The organism is Parabacteroides sp. (assembly GCF_977054455.1).
The window spans coordinates 1-18593 of the sequence record NZ_CDRTCT010000022.1; the positions used below are offsets into that span (position 1 = coordinate 1).

10 protein-coding genes are annotated in these 18593 nt (G+C 40.7%); 1 reads left to right on the forward strand and 9 read right to left on the reverse strand.

Going from position 1 to position 18593, the window contains the following annotated elements; translation table 11 throughout:
- Positions 1–575: 575 nt before the first annotated feature.
- Complete coding sequence (locus tag ACW6QF_RS12120) at positions 576–1865, forward strand: 3-keto-disaccharide hydrolase (RefSeq protein ID WP_456088022.1); 1290 nt, start codon at positions 576–578, stop codon at positions 1863–1865.
- Positions 1866–1923: 58 nt separating this feature from the next.
- Here the strand turns inward: ACW6QF_RS12120 and ACW6QF_RS12125 are convergent, their stop codons facing one another.
- The 9 genes from ACW6QF_RS12125 to ACW6QF_RS12165 all read right to left on the reverse strand — a co-directional run bounded on the left by ACW6QF_RS12125 (position 1924) and on the right by ACW6QF_RS12165 (position 18574).
- Positions 1924–2295, reverse strand: coding sequence for a hypothetical protein (locus tag ACW6QF_RS12125; protein ID WP_298555075.1), 372 nt, complete (start codon positions 2293–2295; stop codon positions 1924–1926).
- Between the two features lie 124 nt (positions 2296–2419).
- On the reverse strand, positions 2420–4018 hold the full coding sequence (locus ACW6QF_RS12130; RefSeq protein ID WP_456088023.1) for a beta-N-acetylhexosaminidase: 1599 nt from the start codon (positions 4016–4018) through the stop codon (positions 2420–2422).
- Between the two features lie 497 nt (positions 4019–4515).
- Complete coding sequence (locus tag ACW6QF_RS12135; protein WP_298555054.1) at positions 4516–5721, reverse strand: glycoside hydrolase family 88 protein; 1206 nt, start codon at positions 5719–5721, stop codon at positions 4516–4518.
- Positions 5718–7577: a heparinase II/III domain-containing protein gene (locus ACW6QF_RS12140; protein WP_456088024.1), complete on the reverse strand. Its 1860-nt coding sequence runs from the start codon at positions 7575–7577 to the stop codon at positions 5718–5720. Before ACW6QF_RS12140 ends, ACW6QF_RS12135 begins: the two co-directional genes overlap by 4 nt.
- A gap of 16 nt (positions 7578–7593) precedes the next feature.
- Positions 7594–10677, reverse strand: a complete 3084-nt coding sequence (locus tag ACW6QF_RS12145; RefSeq protein ID WP_456088025.1) for a polysaccharide lyase family 8 super-sandwich domain-containing protein — start codon at positions 10675–10677, stop codon at positions 7594–7596.
- A gap of 232 nt (positions 10678–10909) precedes the next feature.
- A complete protein-coding gene (locus ACW6QF_RS12150) occupies positions 10910–12760 on the reverse strand; it encodes a heparinase II/III domain-containing protein (RefSeq protein ID WP_456088026.1) in 1851 nt (616 codons plus the stop codon).
- A 22-nt stretch (positions 12761–12782) separates the two neighbouring features.
- Positions 12783–13757, reverse strand: coding sequence for a DUF5627 domain-containing protein (locus ACW6QF_RS12155; RefSeq protein ID WP_456088027.1), 975 nt, complete (start codon positions 13755–13757; stop codon positions 12783–12785).
- A 34-nt stretch (positions 13758–13791) separates the two neighbouring features.
- Positions 13792–15531 carry a RagB/SusD family nutrient uptake outer membrane protein gene (locus tag ACW6QF_RS12160; protein WP_456088028.1) on the reverse strand — a complete coding sequence of 580 codons (1740 nt, stop codon included), beginning with the start codon at positions 15529–15531 and terminating at the stop codon, positions 13792–13794.
- A gap of 4 nt (positions 15532–15535) precedes the next feature.
- Complete coding sequence (locus ACW6QF_RS12165; protein WP_456088029.1) at positions 15536–18574, reverse strand: SusC/RagA family TonB-linked outer membrane protein; 3039 nt, start codon at positions 18572–18574, stop codon at positions 15536–15538.
- Positions 18575–18593 lie beyond the last annotated feature (19 nt).

Here is an 18593-nt window from a genome sequence, read left to right on the forward strand (position 1 = left end):
GTTAAATTGTTTCTTATACCTTTTGCTCAGAATCTCGTGATTTATCGTAGTCCGTACTGACGGTATGTTTCGTATTTCTACGTCTCTTGTACTACTTGTTGATATGTAAATCTTTCAAAGAACTTTTCGCTTTCGTTTAGCGAACGTGGGTGCAAAGATAATAACTTTTTATTTCAACCTCCAAATTTTCTCGGAACTTTTTTCAAAAGTTTTTTGTTTCATCATTTAACCACCTGCGTTCTCTCTCGAATGCGGATGCAAAAGTAGTGCTTTACAACATACGCACCAAACATTTTTGCAACTATTTTTTCTCCCGTTTGTAACCTTTTTACGTTAACTTCTGAACCACTGACTATTACAATAGAAACTTTTTTTCATCTTTATCCACATCTCTATTTTCAGGCTTTACACACGGCGTTTAATGCGTATTATAATGTACAAGAAAAACAGCCTACAGGCAAAAGAGATACTATACTTTTGAGTATCTCAAATCATAGGTATGAATTGGGGAACTCATTACTATGATGTATCTTTGTCACCATATCAATTATTCACCTAAAAAACTTAATTCAAGAATGGAATCAGTAATGGAAAGAACGACAGCCACCGGCTTTTTGGCCACTTGTGCCATATCGTTGGCCCTATTTTCTTCGTGCACCGGCGTAGAACCCAATACGCTTACGCCCGAAGAAATCGCAGACGGCTGGCAACTCCTCTTCGACGGAAACACATTGAACGGTTGGAAAGACTACAACGGAACCACCCTGACGCAACCCTGGCACGTGGTCGACGGATGCATCCAGGCTAAAGGAGACGGCAGCGATGCGAGTGGTTATATCGTAACCGACAAACAGTATGAGAACTTCGAATTATCCTGGGACTGGAAATTATCCAAAGGAGGTAACAGCGGTATGCTATACCACGTAGTCGAACGTCCTCAGTTTGCCGTTCCTTATGTCACAGGCCCGGAATACCAGTTAATAGACGAACCGAACTTCCCGGAACCGCTGGAAGAATGGCAAAAGTTAGGCGTGGATTATGCTATGCATCTTCCCGACAAGTCGAAAATGAAAGTAAACCCGCAAGGGAAATGGAACAATTCAAAGATTGTATTCGACAACGGGCACGTAGAACATTGGCTGAACGGAGTCAAAATTCTGGAATTCGAAGCATGGACAGACGACTGGCATGCCAAAAAGAACAGCGGCAAATGGGCGAATGCTCCGGAATACGGTTTGGCAAAAAAAGGTGTCCTTTGTCTGCAAGACCACGGATATCCTGCTTCTTTCCGTAATATCAAGATTAAAGAACTACCCCGCAAAACACGAGAAGTGACCTTATTCAACGGAACAGACCTGAAAGGCTGGGAAGCTTACGGCACAGAGAAATGGTACGTTAAGGACGGCATGCTGATCTGCGAAAGCGGCCCTGATAAAAAATACGGCTATCTGGCTACACGCGATTATTATGACGATTTCGACCTGACGGTAGAATTCAAACAAGAAGCCGACGGAAACTCCGGCGTATTTATCCGTTCTTTTATAGAAGAAGATGTAAAAGTAAACGGCTGGCAGGTAGAAGTAGCTCCCAAGGGCCATGACACAGGCGGCATCTACGAATCATACGGACGCGGCTGGCTGATCCAAATCCCGGATGAAAAAGAAAATATCCTGAAAGAAGGCGACTGGAACACCATGCGTATCAAAGTACAAGGAGACAATGTCCAGACTTGGTTGAACGGTCAAGAGATGGTCAATATCAACGACGAAAAGATCGGAGCCGGACAGGGACGCATTGCTCTGCAAATTCATGATGGAGGCGGTATCAAGGTTCTCTGGAGAAACCTGAAAGTAAAAACATTATAACTACTTTCCCATAAAAAACAACTCCCGTCCCAAACAAGATGAGACGGGAGTCGTTTTTTCATCCCTTGCGACCATGTCCTTTACGAGGAGACTGGGAACGTTGCTTTTCGAGATATTGTTTATACTGATCTTCCGTCAATATCTTTTTCATCTCCGCATCCCGCTCATTCCGCATGGTGATCATCTTTTCGCGCATCTTCCGGCGATCCGAATCAGCCTGTTTTCTTTCCGCTTTCATCTTATCTCTGAACTCAGCTTCTACTTTGCGGAAATCTGCCGCCTGTTTCTCATTCAATTTCAGATCGGCAATCATCTTTTCACAACGTTGTGCCGGATCACCTCCTTTTTTTGCACTTCGTTTGCCACCCTGGGCAAAAACTGAAACCGAACTGATCAAGAGAACCAAACACAATCCTATTACCTTCTTCATAAACTAATTACCTGTTATTAATATTAAACTTATTTGTTTTTGAAGCGCTTCTGGATAATAGACTTGGAGACGGACGAAAGGTTTAACCCGGATCGATGTTATTTTATTATTTAACAATGATTTACTATTGAACCGGCCCACAGGTAATTCCTTCTGCATTCCATTTTTGCAGGAAGAAATCCAACTTGTTCAGGAAACGTTGATAGTCCTTGTTCGAAGCATCTGTCCACCCTGTTTCCGCATAAGCGGCCAGGCGGGGGTAGACTTTCAGGTTCATGCTCTCGACTGTCGGAATAAATTCTCCCCACATCTGGCATCCCAATCCCAACACTTTACTTTTCTGATCATCCGTCAGGCCTTCCGGTACAGGATTGAACGAATAAGCTTTTTCCATAGGAATCGACTCGTATGAATAATCCAGATAGGTATATTCATGATAAGAATTCACGACATCATATCCTTTTTCTATTGTTTTCCTAACAAGAGCCGTGTCTCCTTTCCAGAAATGGACAACCGTGCCGGAAGCCAACTCTTGTTTTACACCTTCCGTATCGGCATCCGATTGATATTCATGCAATTTATCTCCGGTAATTTCATTCCATCCCATCATTCTCTTGCCTTTTGCTGCCAACATATTGGATATCTCATTCGTAAAATAGACCTGGAGCTCAGCCGGAGTCTTCAGGTTATGTTTGGCCATATAAGCACGGATCACAGGGGAGTTTTTCCATTGGTCGTACTTCACTTCATCGCCTCCGATATGGAACACGGCTCCGGGGAAGATCGCAATCACCTCATCCGTCACATTGTCCAAAAATTGCATTACTTTAGGATCGGCCACATTAAAAACTTCATAATGCACGCCGAATTTACCCGGCACTTTGATCTGCTTCCCGCTTGTACCGAGCCAAGGATAAGAAGCGATTGCCGCACTGGCATGTCCCGGCATACTTACCTCCGGCACTATCGTGATGTGACGTTTAGCCGCATACTCCACAATCTCTTTTAAATCTTCCTGCGTATAAAAACCGCCATGACGTTTACCGTCATATACGTCACTCCCAAAATGATTAATCTCGGAAGAGTCCCTGAAAGCTCCTATTTCCGTGAGTTTCGGATATTTCTTTATCTCGATACGCCATCCCTGATCATTCGTCAGATGCCAATGGAAAACATTCATTTTCAGGTCTGCCATGTCATCCAGCAATTGCTTCACCACCTCTTTGCCTTTGAAATAACGTCCTTCATCCAACATAAAGGCACGCCAGGAAAAAGCAGGATAATCCGTAACGGTCGCTTTCTGTACCATCAACTTGCCGTCTTTTTCCTTGATCACCTGCCGTAAAGTCTGGACACCATTCAGAATACCGGCCGGTGAATTGGCTTTTATCATGATCTTTCCGGATATAGCGTCCAACACGTAGCCTTCCTTTTTATCCGGCAAAACCGCGGGGTCCAACTGTAAGGTTATATCTGCCTTTCCACCACCTTCTTTCAATACGGCTTCGACTGAAAAGTCGGAAGACAAATAGGATTGAAGAAGTTGCGCTTCATTCGCCAGTTCTGAAGGATAAGCGACAACCGGCTGACTTTTCAAATTGACAAACCCGGAAGTGTAGGCGATTTCCGCCGGTTGGGGAATCACGGCATATTCTTCTACCGGAGGTTCCTGACAAGAACAAAGAAATGCCAAACAAAGGGAAATAAGAATACTTGACTTCATAGATATCTGAATTTAAGTTAGCTCAATATGATAACTGTATCACACTGAACTACAAAATTAATCTTTTTATCCGAGCAGGCAACCGTACCAAAATTTTCCAAAGTTGTGACTTCTGAATAAAGTTTTCTGCAAATCATCTATCACTCTATCACTATGAAGATTGTGTCCATTGATATTCAAGCGTCAGAAGCAGTGATACATGACGTTTTTCTCTATCACTACAGTATCACTCCTCTATCACTCCTGAAATACACTATTTTTATCATAGAATTAAAATCATCTCTTTTTTCAGCAAAAACAAGCAGATAATTTCGCAAACACCCCCATGTTACCATCTTTTACACCCGGATCAAGAGAGCCGGTACACCCGGGTGTATCGGATAGCTACACGGGGATGTCGGTGGAATTATCTGCTTACTTTTATGAAAAAAAGAATAGTCCATTGCAGCTTTATGCCGAAATGGGCTATAAAACAACCTTAAAGTCGGATCAAAAAACTACTTTTCCAAATTCATTTTCCGAATAAGCGCTTCCAGAAAATAATAATCAGCATAAACGATCGGTACATCTATCTCTGTTCCTGCCGGTTTGTGGCCGGTACTTGAACGCAATAAAAAACCATGCATCCGATTCAAGGGAACCCTATAGGATTCCGTCAGATTTTCCAAAATGGTATCAGCCCATTTTTTATATTGTCCACCCTTATCCGAATAAGCCGACAATTCATATAAAGCAGATGCGGTTATCGTAGCAGCCGACACATCCCGGGGAGAGGCTGGGATCTCCGGGTCATTATAATCCCAATAAGGGATCAGATCCGACGGAAGATTGGGATGATGAAAGATAAAAGAAGCGATTTGTTCCGCCTGATTCAAATATCTCCTGTCTCCAGTCTCCCGATAACACATCGTATAGCCATATAAACCCCATGCCTGTCCACGCGCCCAAGCAGACTCATGAGCATATCCCTGATGGGTATGTTTGTTTCGGACATTACCGGTTATCGTATCGTAATCAATCACATGATAAGAACTATAATCTTTCCTGAAATGATTCTTCATCGTATTATCGGCATGAGTCACCGCAATTTTGTAGAATGTAGAATCACCCGATGCTCTGGTTGCCCAAAACAAAAATTCAAGGTTCATCATATTATCTATAATAACCGGATATTGCCATTTGTCTCCATTATGGTCCCAAGAACGAATACAACCGACCGCCGGGTTAAAACGAGAGGCCAAAGAGTTCGCCCCCTCCAGCAATACCTGTTTATATTTATCCGATTGCCCCATACGGTATCCGTTGCCATAACTGCAATAGAGCATAAAGCCCAAATCATGAGTGCCCCTGTATGATTTTAAAGGCTCCAACAATTCAGTTTGAAACTCCGCCTTTTTTTTCCAGAAATCATCTTTTGTATATTCATACATATACCAAAGTTCACCGGGGAAAAAGCCACTACACCAGTCCCTGGCACGAACCAATCGCAGGGAGCCGTCAGACTGGATATTACGTGGAGATGGCAGTTCTTCCGGCGTCTTGCCCAGAGAATTCCGGACATTTTCCGTTTCTGTCAAAGCATAGCGCAATTGCTGGTCTGCGAAAGCAAAATCCTGACTGACCCAATCACCCGCTCTTTCTCCTGTACAGGAAAGAGCCATCAAACCGACACATATAAAAGAGAATGCTTTTTTCATCTTCATAATACCGATTTATATGTGACATTTTTATTTTCTCCCGGTAAAAGGAATACTCTAATACTCTGTTTGGCAGACAACTCCAAATCCGTATCAAATCCGATAATTGAAATACCCGGATTCGGTGAATCATAGCTAAATTCAGATTGGGCAGGTGAAATATGCCAGCGAACTTTTTTAGGACCTTCCACCTTTATATACAACTTCTTGCCATCTTTTTCCAATAACATGACATTATCAGCTACAATCTTAGCAGAAGCCGGAGTTACCATCGTCCACGTCATCATCGTAAACCGCTTGGTTGCCTCAATCACATCTTCCACCACCACATATTCTTTATCGACTAAGGAAACAGCCCGTTTTGCACTTTTTATCTGATCCTTATACACCGGGGTCAGATCCGAAATAACATACATATTATTTTCCTGATCCGAATAACCGTCAATCTGAGCTTTGCCCTTTACATCCTGGTATTTATGATTAAATGATAATGTGTTATGGGCAAAATTATTATAACGGTAAACATCCCAACGTTGAGAATTCTGGCGCGAATTCCACAGTTCAACCCCTCTCGTCTCCAATCTGTTGTATTCTTCTCCTCCCATATCCATTCCCCAAAGGACACCATCCGCTTCCAATAAAAAACTACCGACATCCATATGTCCGTGATTGACAGAAGGCGACCCCATTTTCATACCGACATAAACGGCAGACGAATCATCCCAGGAAGAACGCATGAAACAAACCGGATTATCCCCTTGTGCCTTCCATGATAGTCGAGCAGGTATCTGTGGATTCGCCAATGAGGCAGAAGCGCCCCAAATCAACATGGCCGGAGCCAAACGATTCTTCTTGATCCGTTTTTGTCCGTCTTTTTTATATAGTTGCACCTGGTTATATAAGATAGAGGCATCTTTTGTCTTATCATAAAACCAAAACATAGTCGGTGCTAAAAATGCAGTCCCTCCATTGTCTGAATAAGCAAAGTTTTTCAGATTTGGAGTAACGGCATGTAAGATGTACTCGCCTGTCTTTAAGAAACCGGGCAACTCACTTAATCCATAATCCGTTCCAAAGGCCTTTTCTATAGCACTAAGAAACATGGCATTGAATGATGTTCCATAATCCCAATAACCAATACCTTCCGGATAAGCTCCGTCAGGGGCATAGTGCCCCATAGGAATCGAGATTTTATCGATAGCCCGGTTTATGACAGTCCGTGACAACTCCGGTTCTTTCTCCCATATAGCCAAAGCACCATAAGTAACGCCTGCATGACAAACCTGGCTCCAATTGTGGACAGCATTGACAAACCAATTGTATCGTTCATCGAAGGAAGGTTTCAGACCTTTTTCGACAATCGCTTTTTCTATTACCTCCTTTGTCTGTACCGACAATTGAGGATAAAGCCAATCATATCCGATCGCTAAAGCCATCGTCATTTCCCCCACATCCAGGAAATGGGAAGGATTCCAGTCAGAAAAAGAGGCCGCTTTCAACATCTCGCTCTCCGCCCGTTTCAAAAACTCATTCTTCCCAGTCATTCTATAGGCATAACTCAGAATGAAAATACGGCGTAGATTTTCTCTCGATACACTCAATAAGCGTCTGCCGGTCTTTATCCGTTCATTCAAGGGCAGTTTGACGATTTCTCCCGCTTCGTCCACTAATGACAGATGAATATCTTTCCAAACAGCATCCTTCATTATCACTTTTTTCAACGCTTTTTCTTCCCCCTTCTGTAATAGAATCCGGGGATGCCCGGACAAGCGGGCAGAAGCATTCACAAACTCTTTTTGTGCAAATGATGCATTGTGACAACAAAGTAAGGCCACTAACCATACCAAAATACGTGCTTTCATCCTTCTTAAATTTAAGTTACTTATTATATATCACACTCTTTCCTGCATATTCATTTTGAGGCAGATCTACGGAAATCCGGGTTAAAGCCTGTTTTCCGTCCCATTCGGTTTGTATATTTTCTTGTGCCGTCCCAACGATTCTCTGATTGACAGACAGATGGAGTTTCTTCATGAAACGGGTCGGATCAGAGACGCCCAATGTAAGTATTTCACCGGCATCGTTATATTTCACCATCAACATTCCGGGAGCATCCATCTCCACCACGATCTTGTCATGGATCCGAAGCGTTCCACCTTTATAAAAGACCGCATAAGCCATATTTAATCCGTCATGCCGGACAGCCTGCACATCAGGACAATTCGCCAAAACAACCACTCCTTCCTCTTCTACCTGTTTCTCGATAGACAACGGATCGGCGGAAGGAACGACCATATAGGCATAACCTTCATTATTCGGATAGCTACCGTGATCGACAGAAAGGGTGAACACATCTTGCTGAATAATGTCTGTAGGTGTAGTAGTCTGCCGGTTAGCAATCTTCCAGCTTCCTTCCGTACGCTGATTGGATAATATGACATTCTCTTTATTGAGGAAATAATAGCCCACTTTGTCATGAACTACCCATCGTACCTCTTTTTTCATACGAGAACCCTGTTCTTGCGGATGAATGCCGTCAGCATCGCTTACGGTCACCTCTCCATTCAAGAGACATTGATTGACTGTTGTCAAAACCTGGTTCTTCATCCGGCTTGATATGTTCGTCCCCAAACAAACGTATGTTTTATCGAAGAAGAACCATACTTTCTTGGCCGCTAAACCTGTGTGCGGACTTTTGAAATCGAAACCAACCGCCCCATATGTTCCATCTGTAACCGCCCCGACATAATCGGTCAATCCCCATTTCTGAATTTCATTCTCACCCGGCATCTTATCCAATTGCACAATCGTTGCCCCTGGTATCTTCATCCAATCATAAACAGGTGTCAATCTTTTATACTCATCTCCCCTGACAGAAAGATAATTTGTCCCGTCGCCTCTAAAATGATTCATCAACCCTTCCCCGTTATACGGTTCTTCCATATTGGCATTGCGGGTAGAATACATTCTGACAGAAGTATAAAAGTCAGGACGTTGGAACACAAAATGATCCGTTCTCCAAAAGAATTTGGCAAAAGAGCCCGGCCGACAGGAGGAATCCCCTTTTCTTAAACAGATGATATTATCCAATTCCGCTTGCCTGTAATCAGTCAGGTTTCTCAACTTTTCAGGATCGGAAGGGCTCCACACCCTTTCTTCACCCGGCCGGGTGATGTCCCGGTTCAAGATACCCGGATCCGAAATCCTTCCATAAACCATCTGTTTGCAAATGCCGTCTAAATAATAGTCAATCAATAACCGGACAGCTTGTTCCGAAAAACGGAATTTCGTATCCGCCACATTCGAAGCCCACTCTATAAAAGCGCTGGCATAACCGGAACCATAAGAGAGCGTGTTGTTCACCCAATCTGTCCGGTGATGGAAGCTAAAATCATGTTGCATGCCTTTTTCAGTCGAGAATTTGATTTCTCCCTCTATAATTTTCATCAACATGGCAACCTCTTGGGCATCTCTTTTAAAAAGAGCCGCTTTCGCTTGCAGACCTGCGATCTTTATGCGATCACCGCTGGGACGTGCTCCCCAAGCATTGATATTTCCACGTTCCGCTATTTTCAACATCCGGCCCGATTCTTCCGGGGACAAATCCCGGTCGAGTATCAATAACATGCTCACCATCGTATTAGGCGTACCAATTTGGTTCCACCACCAATTCTCACAAATGAAATCATTTTCCAACCAGAAAGCCAATGCCTGATGAACGGCTTTCCTTACCTGTTTATTTCCTTTGTAAGGGGATCCTTTCTTTTGATAAGCGATGCTTAACGCCAACATATTGCTGAGATGCCGTTCGTGTTGGAAAGCCGTACGGGTGGTATCGACATAGTCTATCCCCGGCCACCTGCCATCCGGCTGAAGCGTTTCCACCAATGTCTTGATCCGGCCGTCAGAAACCGGAGCGCCTAATAATTGCATGGCAAAACGTTTTCTGAGTTTCTCTATATCGGCATCTTTTTTAGCCACAGACGATTGCCCTCCCTCATTATACCCATTTAAAGAGAGCGGCATCAATGTCGGGAAAACCCATGCAAAATGGTGTACCGGATAAATATGAGGGCGGCTATTTTCAACATATTCCCCATATGCAGACTCCCCATATATACCCGCCATAGCCTCCAGCAAATTGTCCGGCCAAGTGGCATGCGTCCCAACATTCGGTCCTTCATACCACTTCCATTCAGATGGAGATTTTTGATAGCGAAGCAGATAGTCCAATGCCTTTTTGACCGACTTTCCCTCCTGTTCCCATAAGAACAGATTCTCACCCGTCAAATTATAGGCGACCCAAAAAGAAGCAGTCATAGGAGCCAACGAGAAATAGGTATACCAAATACCATTCTTCTCGCGAACCACTTCTGCCGGCATGTGACCGTCACTTGCGATCTTATCACCCAAATCACCTTTAATCAACTTGATATTACGTTCGATTTCCTCTTTATCATCCAAAAAAGAAGCGGCCAACAAAGAGCCCAGACGTCCCCAATCAGCCCAATTATTCTTCCGTTCACGAATTTCATTTGTCGCTTTCCGATAAACGGACGTCACCCAATCCTTAAAAAGCCGCTTCTCATCGGCGTCCCATACCGAGGTATCATCCATTAACTCAGCTGCCATTAAAAATGCCGACCCGGAATAGCTCATCACCAATGGTCCATCCGGTTCCGAATATTTCTTATTAATGGTAGCCCATGCATTCATAAAATAACACGCTTTTTCTCCATACCTTTTCTTTCCCGACAACCGGTAAGCCAGTGCAGAACAATAAGCGGCAAAAGCATCCTGTTGCAACGCCAACGAATTGGCCCGGTGCTCTTCGGGTTTCACATAGTAGCCGGGAACAGCAAAGTCATTTCGTGCATGGTGAGTGACCTGTTGAATGGAATCTGCATAACGGATCAATTGCACATACGCCGTATGATACGGTTCCTGTTTCCGTCCTATCATTTTTTTTACAAAGGCTATTTGTTTTAATGGATGCATGCTATGATTCGCCATGCCATACAACCCATTAAACAAAAAGACGAAGCATAACAGCCATTTTAATAAGTGTGTATTCATTTCGATGGTATTATTGGTTTCTAAAAAGTTCTATTTACTAAAGCTTTCTCATTATTAACTTTTCAATAACGAAAAAGCTTTAGTATTCTATAATCTTCAAACTTTAAAGATAGGCATTTTACTTAGTCAATTTTATTTTTATAATATCTTTTTCTCCTTTAATTGTCCATGAAGGAACACGTAGCTCTATACGTTTCAATCCTTTTATCCTTCTATCAAGCGCCAATGGAGCCGGATCAAGAGAAATAACAGAAAACCGTAAATCGGGATGTGACAGATTTTCTATTTTCAAAACTTTACCATCTTGTTTAAGTAAAGCCCCTCTTTCTGTTATCGTAATATCGGCTGTTGTCATCAATTGCCATGTTATCAGTTTTGCTTCGGTAAGAGGTTCTATCTCATCCGTTACAACAAGTGAAGTTGAACTTTCTTTTGTAAACGAACGTCGAGCACTTTTCAATAGCCCTTCATAAGGAGCCGTAATATCAAAAACAGCCTCTGGCTGTGTTCCCTCTTTCACTTCAACCAATGTTGCATGCCCATTAACTTTCTGCAATTGTCCATTGACCGTAAGCGTACTATGTCCATAATTATTTTTAGTAAGCAATGTCCACCTTTGACAATTCTGGCAACTACTCCATAGATTGAATCCCGTTTTTTCCAACTCATGATAATCCTGATTTCCAGGGTCGACAACCCAACGAACTCCATCAAGCTCGAAAATAAAAGAACCGGCATCCATATTACCATGGCTTGTCGTAGCATGACCTCCTTTTCCTCCAAAATAGTAGCCATTGTCTCCCGTAAATACCACTATCGGATTATGCCCTCGACCATACCAAACAGATGGCACATCAGTATCACTTTTTTCCTCAAATTGAGAAATCCAGACTAAGGCAGCGCCTCCCAGTCTGGACAATTTACCCATCTTTTCGGGCTTTATGAGTAAACGATCTGCTTCAAAGAAAGCCTTGTTTCCTGTTTTAGAAGCGAACCAAGCAAGAATGACATCAGCACTTTGCCCTCTCCGATCTCCACAATCCGCATAATTAAAATACATACCGGAAGGAGCATTACACATGACTCTGAACATAGCACTTTCCATATAACCATAATGTTCTGTATGTCCAAAATTGGTGCCAAATGCGCTTTCCAACATTGCACATGTAATCGTAGAGAAACCGGTCCCATATCCCCAATAAGTGGAACCTTCCGGATAAATACCATCCGGCAAATAAGAAGACAAGGCTTTCGGGATACCATCCAACGATCTTTTAATCGTTTTTGCAGCAAGTTCCGGATCTTTTTCAGCAATAGCGATAGCTGCCGCAATCATTCCACCATTACACACTTGGTTCCAATTATTAGTACCAAACACCCAACCTGGATTCTTTCCATTTTTGGGCCAACTTGGCTCTATCCCTTTTTCTATTAATGCATAAATAGCCATTTCTATCGTTTCTTTAGGCAAAGCATCCCAACCCCAATCAATAGCCAAAGCGACCGCGAGAGACATCTCGGCTACATCAAGATAATGGGACGGATTCCAATCCGTAAAATTGCAAACCGCCACTAACTCATTGTTCAAACGATTTAATATCTCTGGATCTCTTTCTATACGATAAACCATGCCCAACATATTAACTCGATACAACATCTCACGCGACACAGAAAGAAGCCTACGACCTATAACGATCCGCTCCAAATAAGGCATCTCTTTTATCTTTTCCGCATTCAATTTTATAGCTGCATAATAATTTCTCGTAACAGGATCTGATTGGATCTTTTTCTTGACATTTTTTTCAATCGATGAATTAAGCACCAAACGAGGATGTGTCTTTTTCAGTTTCTTTTTCAGATAATAAACCGACATCGGATTTTCCAACCTCGGGATATCCTCTTTTTCTTGCGCCATTAGACCAATGGCACAAAACATAAAAAGAAAAAATACGATATATTTATTTTTCATACTCATTCCTTATTCAAGTTGATTAATTTTTTTCCACAGGAGAAAAGACCTCCATCACAACATCCCGATCCCGTATGACTAAGACATCATTTGCCACATAGACTGAACCGTCTTCCTTTTTCACCGTATAATTAAGCACAATTCCATCACGTTCTTTATTTCCCCATGAATAGGCTTTCGGCTTAAATTCTCCATTTCCAGTAATCGAATAAGCCGAATTGGCAGGAGAGGATATCGTACAACTATTTCCATTAAAATCTAACAAGAGCGGTAAACTCCCTTTAAATATCTCAGACTTAAAGCCTAAGGATAACGAAACCTGATATCGTCCGGTTGTAACCAAGTTCACTTTAGGACAATCTTCAACATACTTTTGTGTGTTATAAGCTATTTCTTCGATCGTCTGGCCGGTTACATCTTTCACACTACTTGTACCATAATGGAAATAAGTTCCATGATATTCATTTATAAATTTCACAGCAAACAATGTAAAATTCTTTTCAGGAATAATTGAATCCACATCAGAAGATGAAATTATTCTCATCGGAACAACATAAGAGTTTTTAATGGCTAACGGATCATTAAAAAATTCATCAGTCAATTGAACCTCTACACCTCCATTAAATTTATCTTTCTGTATAACAATCTGATCCGGAGAGTTCAATGAATAATAATTAGAAGGAAGAGGTTTTATTTCATCCCCTCCGGAAGTAAACAATAAGTTCCGGCATAGACTCTCGTCGACAGCCACCTTGAATGCTCTGTCTATTTTATTCTTATATACTCCCCCCATTGCTACTGAAATGACAAACTTATGAGCATTATCATTCGAATTATCATAAATATAATCTCCCAAAATAAGAGTTCTCACAGGATACTGATAAGGGAAATAGCCTGCTGTATATTCATAATCTTCAAATTCCACATCAAAATTCTCACATGCCGAAAATAAAGCGACAATACTTATTGCTAATATTAGCTTATATATATGTTTCATTTTGTTTTATCAATTAAAATCAACAATCATATTTTTACCAACCTGAATTTTGCTCAAGATTATATTTGAGCACTTCATCATACGGTATCGGTCCATAGTGCATATAACTATTATCAAAAACTCGATCCTCAACTGTAAAATAATTATATTGCCCATTTTCAATACGTACTCCTTTAGCCGTTTCCGTTAGATCCGAATTCCAACGACGTATATCCCAAAATCTAAAACCTTCGAAGCACAATTCAAGACGACGTTCGTTCCTAATAAGTTCCCTCATCTTTTCCTTTGTTGTTATTGACTCCAGATACATATCCGGTTGTGAAATTCCAGCACGTTTACGAACAGCGGCTATTACATCTTTAGCTGAAAATCCGTTACCGGAAGTAGTCGTTGGCCCCCAAGCTTCATTTGCAGCTTCTGCATAATTCAAAAACAATTCCGTTTGACGAATATGTACAATTATGTGCTGTTGGTCTGATGTCGATGCAGGGTTCGGGTTCGCATCTTCCCTCAAAAGTTTTTTCATATAATAACCCGTTCTCGTCGAATTTACTTTTGCATTCAAACCATTATCTCCGGAATTGACACCTGTATTTATTTTTTTGCTTTTATAGGTGCTGCCGTCATATATAATATAAAGGCCAAGCCGTGGATCTCGATTCGCATAAGGTTTATCCGGATCAAAATCCGATTTCGGATCCGTAATCGGATACCCATTTTTCATCGGAAATGCATCCACTAAATTTTGCGTCGGATTCATCCGTCCATTACCATACAGAGATGGCGGAAAATTATCAACTTCCATATTCCGCGAAGAAGAAATCGGACGTCTCCATACAATTTCCTTATTATCCAATTTATCATTAGCCGTAATGTTACCAGCATTGATTTGCTCTTTCAGATAAAACAGATTTCCTTTCGGATCAAAATTAGCCAAATCAAGTAATTCACCATTCATCTTTGCTGCTTTTTCCCACAATGCCACATCATTATTTACATTAAATGCTGGACTAGCCTCTAACAAAGCTAATCGTGCTTTAAAAGCTTTGACAATACGTCCGCTGATACGTTGTTGAACAGCATCGCCCATTACATAATTATAAGAATCTATCTCTTTCACTTCTTCAAATCCATTAGGGACGTCATTTTTATTTCCATAGTCCACTGGTAATAAAGATAACGCAATTCCGAAATCATCATATACATTTTGTACTGATTCAGCAAATGAAGCACGAGGTTTTACAAAATCAGAAGTTTCAACAAATGTATCATAAATAGGAATTCCTAACATTTGTCCGGAAATTCCGGGTCCGGCATGATTACGGAGCAAATAATATTTCAAAATACCACGCAACGCAAACGATTCACCTTTGAGCCGTCTAATGAACAAACTATTCAGCTCAGGATCTTTAGGTTTCCAAGCAACCTCATCTATAACATCCAAGAACTGGTTAATATACAAAATTCCTCGATTGCAATTATCCCACAAATTTTGCGGATTGTATTGAGCAGTCCACATACCTTTAGCCATATACAGATAATTATTCGTCAGATTATTCGTAACAGCATCATCTGTAGCTACTTCATCAAAACGATAGTTATTTGTAGGAAGAAGCGTATAAGCCGTAATCAATAAGCCTTCGGCATACGCAGGATCACCATATACACGGTCAAACACACTATGATTGTCATTTTCCGGATTCAACCCCCATTCACATCCACTAAAAATTAAAGCAGACATAAGATATACTAAATATAATTTCACCTTTTTCATTTTATTAAAATTTAGCTTTTAATGTTACTGAAAATGTACGATAATAAGGTTCCGCTCCTATACGCAAACTACGTTCTTCTAAGTTGGGAGCGATTTGGAATAAATCAGTGGCATCCAACGATACATCCAAATCTTTCATTAATAAAAAGGCCGTGATACTCATCGGAATATTATAATTCAACTGAACACGTCTCATATTAAAGTAACTGTTATCATACAACCAAAATGAAGAACGACGTAAGTTGTTGCTATTTGCCTCAGAACTTAAACGCGGGTATTTGGCTGTATTTTTTGTTTCAGGGGTCCAGCAATCTCTCGCTATAACAGAATATTTATCATTCCCATCCATCCAATAGTAAGAATTTTCTCTAAAATTTTTAGCACCCTGTTGTCCTTCTCCAATCAGAGATAATGTAAAATTTTTATAGCCTATCCTTACTTCCAAGCCTTCAGACCATGGTGCTTGCCAATTACGTAAAAAAACTTCGTCTCTCGAATCGATTACATTATCTCCGTTTTGATCTTTATACTTAAGGTCACCCGGCTTCACCACTCCGTATGTTTGGAAAGGACTTTTATCTATTTCTTCTTGAGATTCAAAAAAGCCAAGAGCTTCCAATCCGAATGTGGCATCTTTTCCATACCCTTTCCGATATTGATAATCATTTGCATATATTTCATTTACTTTCAGCCGTTTTGACACAGAATACAGAAAATTCAAACCTGCATAAAAACTCCAATCACCAAACTTTTTATTAAAGTTTATCCCTATCTCAACACCTTTGTATGAATCTTTCTCGAAATTTTCATACGGAACAAAGTTAGAGTAAAAACTCGGATACGCCGAAGAAGGACGAACCACCAAACCATCATAAATATCATAAAAGTAATTAGCTTCTACTTCTAATGACTTAAATAGTAACGCTTGAAATCCTGCACTAACTTCTTTACGTGTAGCAAAAGTCAAATTAGGATTAGATGGCCAACTTGAAATCACTCCCGAACGGCTTTTCCCACCTTCGTACCAATTGTAACTGCCGGAGGTTGTGTATCGGTCATCATAATAGAAGAAACCTCCCACCGGAATATCCGATTTAAGAACACCTGTCGAAACCTTTAATTTCAAATAATCCAAAAAATCAGGTTTATTAAAGAAATCTTCGTTACTGATAACCCAAGCTAAAGCAAGAGAAGGAGAAAAACCCACTTTATTCGATTTAGGCAATTTCACAGAATTAACAAATGCGCTACTAAAGTCTATCATGTATTTCCGAGCATAGACATATCCCAACTGAAGGCCTATATGAGAAGATTTTACACCTTGAAAATCATCATTAGCTCCATCATTATCTTTAAATGTAGCCCCATAACCAAGCAAAGACCCTGTCACATGATGGAGACTTTCAAACGTGCGATCATAACTCAACAAACCATAAAAAGCCATTCGTCTTCTAAAATAACGTCCTTCCACATTTTGCGTTCCTGGATTAGAATCTTTTCCATGTTGTTTAAGACTTATGATCTGGTCATTATCGTCCCACACCGGTTCATAAACGGAATATTCTTTAGGTGTAGCTTGGTTATATTGCAAGAAATAATCAAAGCTCACATTTGTATGAAATGACAATCCCTTTGTAATCATCCCCAAGTCTACATTCAAACGGTTGTTGAAACTGAATGTACGCCATACCGAATTATTGATACCGGCTGCATAACCATCAGCTATACCATGTGTTACATAATTGCTATTACCACCGATCAGGTACTTTCCATCGACATCGTTTTTTCGTCCTTGTAACAATTTATTTTCAGGATCAATCATGCTTATCGGTAAAAGCGGTGAAAATTCAAAAGGACGAACAGTCGATGAATTTCCCCAAAAATTACCACGAGGTCCTTTCGAATTGTAAAATAATCCCGTTACATCAACAGCTGTATTTAACCAATTATTAATTTTCAGATCAATATTAGCCCTCACATTAAAATTGTTAGACCGAGCATTCTTGCCTTCACCAAAATTCAAAATACTCCCTTGAGAATTCCATGCCAAGTCTGCCAAATATTTCAACCTTTCGTCTCCTCCTGAAAATTGAGCATTCAAATCCACTGAATTTCTTGATGATTTCAAGTATTCATTAGAATAATAATCAATACTCGGATAGCGATATTTGTTTCCATTCCGATAATTATTAATCATTTCTTCCGAATAAGTGGGAACAAAACCGTCATTAATTCTTGCTTGGTTATAATATTCCATATATTCGGCAGAACTTAAATACTCCGGCTTGGAAATCGAACGAGGAAACGCAACTCCATAATTCACAGAAAAATCAGCAGTCCTTTTATAAGCCTCCCCACGTTTGGTAGTTATAAGAACCACGCCATTCATCGCAGCCGTACCATATAAAACAGCCGAGTTGACATCACGTAAAACCGTTATACTTTCAATGTCTGAAAGACGAACGCCATTGATATCACGAGGCATTCCATCTACCACAACCATCGCTGTTCCTGTTTGCGTGCCTATAAGCGATCCAATATCTAAACTCACGCCAAGCCCACGAATATTATTGGAACCCAGCATACCTAACGTTCGACCACTCAAAACGCCATTCAACCAAATCGAATTATCATATGAACTGATATCATTTACGTCAAGACTATTCGCAGCACCAACTACGTCTCCTTTTTTTACACTACGGAAAGGCAAATTCACCAAATCTTCATCATCATAATATAGAGAAGACTGCTCCAATTGAGTTTCTTCCTCTATTTCATTAACTAAAAGGACTCTATTTTGATAACCATCGGCTTCGATTGTTATTCTTGAATCATTGTTGACTTTCAACGTGAAAGTGCCATCTTTTCCTGTTTGAGTCTGTCTATTATCACTATAAACATTCACATTCGCTAAAGGCTTACCCAATTCATCTACTATTTTAGATTGAATTGTTGTCAAGCTTTGATTTTGCGCCCAAAGTCCATTTGGGAAAAAATTCCAAATAAACAATGCTATAATGGTATATATTATATTCTTATTCATATAGTATAAATTTTTAGAA

Bases quoted from the DNA above. Each gene is read 5' to 3' on its own strand.
- ACW6QF_RS12120 (WP_456088022.1), top strand. From the start codon at position 576: ATGGAATCAGTAATGGAAAGAACGACAGCCACCGGCTTTTTGGCCACT.
- ACW6QF_RS12125 (WP_298555075.1), bottom strand. From the start codon at position 2,295: ATGAAGAAGGTAATAGGATTGTGTTTGGTTCTCTTGATCAGTTCGGTT.
- ACW6QF_RS12130 (WP_456088023.1), bottom strand. From the start codon at position 4,018: ATGAAGTCAAGTATTCTTATTTCCCTTTGTTTGGCATTTCTTTGTTCT.
- ACW6QF_RS12135 (WP_298555054.1), bottom strand. From the start codon at position 5,721: ATGAAGATGAAAAAAGCATTCTCTTTTATATGTGTCGGTTTGATGGCT.
- ACW6QF_RS12140 (WP_456088024.1), bottom strand. From the start codon at position 7,577: ATGAAAGCACGTATTTTGGTATGGTTAGTGGCCTTACTTTGTTGTCAC.
- ACW6QF_RS12145 (WP_456088025.1), bottom strand. From the start codon at position 10,677: ATGATAGGACGGAAACAGGAACCGTATCATACGGCGTATGTGCAATTG.
- ACW6QF_RS12150 (WP_456088026.1), bottom strand. From the start codon at position 12,760: ATGAAAAATAAATATATCGTATTTTTTCTTTTTATGTTTTGTGCCATT.
- ACW6QF_RS12155 (WP_456088027.1), bottom strand. From the start codon at position 13,757: ATGAAACATATATATAAGCTAATATTAGCAATAAGTATTGTCGCTTTA.
- ACW6QF_RS12160 (WP_456088028.1), bottom strand. From the start codon at position 15,531: ATGAAAAAGGTGAAATTATATTTAGTATATCTTATGTCTGCTTTAATT.
- ACW6QF_RS12165 (WP_456088029.1), bottom strand. From the start codon at position 18,574: ATGAATAAGAATATAATATATACCATTATAGCATTGTTTATTTGGAAT.